The organism is Vibrio sp. V43_P6S15P86 (genome assembly GCF_009904725.1).
In the GTDB taxonomy this organism is placed as follows: Bacteria; Pseudomonadota; Gammaproteobacteria; order Enterobacterales; family Vibrionaceae; genus Vibrio; species Vibrio diabolicus.
Genome location: NZ_WXWT01000096.1, coordinates 1 through 2,642, shown reverse-complemented (window position 1 = coordinate 2,642; position 2,642 = coordinate 1). Strand labels below are relative to the sequence as shown.

Below are 2,642 nucleotides of genomic sequence, written 5' to 3'. Positions count from 1 at the left end.
ACTTAAACCAAGCTATCTTTCTAAAAACAAAAGGTTATTGTTAATTTTAGATTCAAACGTGTTACTTGTACGAAAATAAATCACTGATACGTCACAAATTAAATAGTCTCAATAATGTTGGTGTTTGATTACTTCTCTTCAAGACGGAAAATTTTGCCTGTATCTGTTGAAAAATAGACATAGCCATCCGGACTGATGGTGATATCTCTGACTCGCTCGCCAAGATTCTCCATCAATCTTTTTGATTCGGTGAGCTTGCCATTCTCAATAGAAACCACGTTGATGTGCACCAGCTTCAAGGCACCGGCGAGGATTTTTCCATCCAACTCTGGGTACTTATCACCACGATACACCACCATATTGCTTGGCGCGATAGACGGAATATAAACCAACTTTGGGTCTTCCATATTCGGTAAGCTTTTCGCTTCTCCAACGTCTAACGGTCCCCAATACTCTTTACCCTGAGAGACCTTTGCCCAGCCGTAGTTTGCTCCTTTCCTAATCAGGTTGATTTCATCACCACCACGAGGGCCATGTTCAATCGACCAAAGCTGTTTTGTTGCTTTGTCGTAAAACATGCCTTGTGGGTTACGGTGCCCGTAACTCCATATTTCAGGGCGAGCCTCAGAAGTCTTGAATGGATTATCTTGTGGTACCGAGCCATCAAGGTTGAGGCGAAGAATAGTGCCTGCATGGGTTTGAGTGTCTTGCCCATTATTACGTTCGCCACGGTCCCCAATTGAGAAGTAAACCTTGTCATCGACAAACGCAATACGGCTGCCGTAATGACGGCTGGTGTCCGTGATGGCGTCGGCGACAAAGACGTCTTTCCAATCCACAAGTTGATTGTTTTTCAATTGTGCGGTCGCTAAGGCTACAGTATTTCCTTTATCGATACGTTTGCTGTAAGTAAAGAAAAACTGTGGATTTTGTGGAGCGGTATTCGGCACTAGAGCTACATCTAATAAACCAGCTTGCCCACCGGTGTTCAAATTCGGTACTTTGAAGAGGGTTTGTTGTTTTCCCGAAGCAATATTAAGTAATGAAACGGTGCCGTTTTTTTCATTCACGATCATTTGTTGCTTATCGAGAAATTCAATTCCCCATGGGATTTGAAACCCATTGGCAACCTCATTGGCACGATATTCCGCAGCATCAATAGAAAAAGCTAGGCAAGCGAGTAGGGCAGCAGCAATCGTTCTCATGGTTCCTTCCAATATGAATCCAAGATACTTAAAAACTAACACTAAAAGAGGACGTTTGGCAGGGTATGCGAACATAAAAAATCCCCGATACGAGATCGGGGATTGAATTAAGACTAGAGAATTGTTTACTTAGCGAGCCTACATCGCTTCTTCGAAGATCTTAGAGATCTCTTCGTGCGTTGCTTGTTTCGGGTTGGTGAAACCACAAGCGTCTTTTAGCGCGTTATCCGCTAAGGTTGGGATATCTTCTAGCTTCGCACCAAGCTCTTTAATGCCTGATGGGATGCCGACATCTTTAGCAAGCTCAACGATAGCATCAATGGCCGCCGCAGCACCTTGCTCTGCTGACATACCTTCAACATCAACCCCCATTGCTTTAGCAACGTCACGTAAACGCTCTGGACATACTTGCGCATTGTAACGCTGTACGTGAGGTAGAAGAATCGCGTTACATACACCGTGTGGCAGGTCGTAGAAGCCGCCTAGTTGGTGCGCCATTGCGTGAACGTAACCAAGAGATGCGTTGTTGAATGCCATACCTGCCATGAACTGTGCGTATGCCATTTGCTCTCGAGCTTCAAGGTTTTCACCGTTTTTCACTGCTGTGCGAAGGTGAGCTTGAATCAGTTCAATTGCTTTGATTGCTACCGCGTCGGTAATTGGTGTCGCAGCGATAGATACGTAAGCTTCGATTGCGTGTGTTAGCGCATCCATACCTGTTGCGGCAGTAAGAGACGCAGGTTTAGCAAGCATCAACTCGGGATCATTCACTGACATCAATGGTGTTGTGTGTTTGTCCACAATCGCCATCTTAATGTGGCGCTCTTCATCTGTGATGATGCAGAAACGCGTCATTTCAGAAGCAGTACCAGCCGTTGTGTTGATTGATACGAGAGGCAGCATTGGTTTTGCGGATTGGTCAACGCCTTCGTAATCGCCGATCTTGCCGCCGTTTGACGCCACTAAAGCGATACCTTTAGCACAATCGTGCGGTGAGCCGCCTCCGAGTGAGATAACGAAGTCACATTCGTTTTCTTTTAATAAAGCTAAGCCATCATTAACGTTGGTGATAGTAGGGTTTGGTTGAGTGCCATCGTACACAACGGTTGCTACGTCGCGTTCAGTGAGAAGGTCTTGAACTTGTTTGACTACACCGATTTGGTTAAGGATCTTATCCGTAACGATCAAACCTTTTTTAAAGCCTTGAGATTGGATGCTGTCTGCTGCGTCTTTCAAACAACCAGCGCCCATTAGGTTTACCGTAGGGATAAAAAATGCACTTGTCATATTGGATAGCTCCGTCGTTATTTTTAATAATCTTTCTTAATTTGCCATTTACTGTCGCACACTCGTTTCCAGATTGAAGTTGATCTGAAGCAAGTTTACCTATTTAGAGGTATTTGCAAGAGAAAAACTGTGACAGTGATCTTGTTGCAC

Annotated in this window: 2 protein-coding genes; both read right to left on the bottom strand. The window is 44.7% G+C overall.

The window, feature by feature from the left end:
- Positions 1–128 precede the first annotated feature (128 nt).
- Positions 129–1,205 carry a PQQ-dependent sugar dehydrogenase gene (locus tag CAG69_RS04110; protein WP_161442848.1) on the bottom strand — a complete coding sequence of 359 codons (1,077 nt, stop codon included), beginning with the start codon at positions 1,203–1,205 and terminating at the stop codon, positions 129–131.
- Between the two features lie 138 nt (positions 1,206–1,343).
- Positions 1,344–2,492 carry an L-threonine dehydrogenase gene (gene yiaY / locus CAG69_RS04105; protein ID WP_005391135.1) on the bottom strand — a complete coding sequence of 383 codons (1,149 nt, stop codon included), beginning with the start codon at positions 2,490–2,492 and terminating at the stop codon, positions 1,344–1,346.
- Positions 2,493–2,642: the final 150 nt, after the last annotated feature.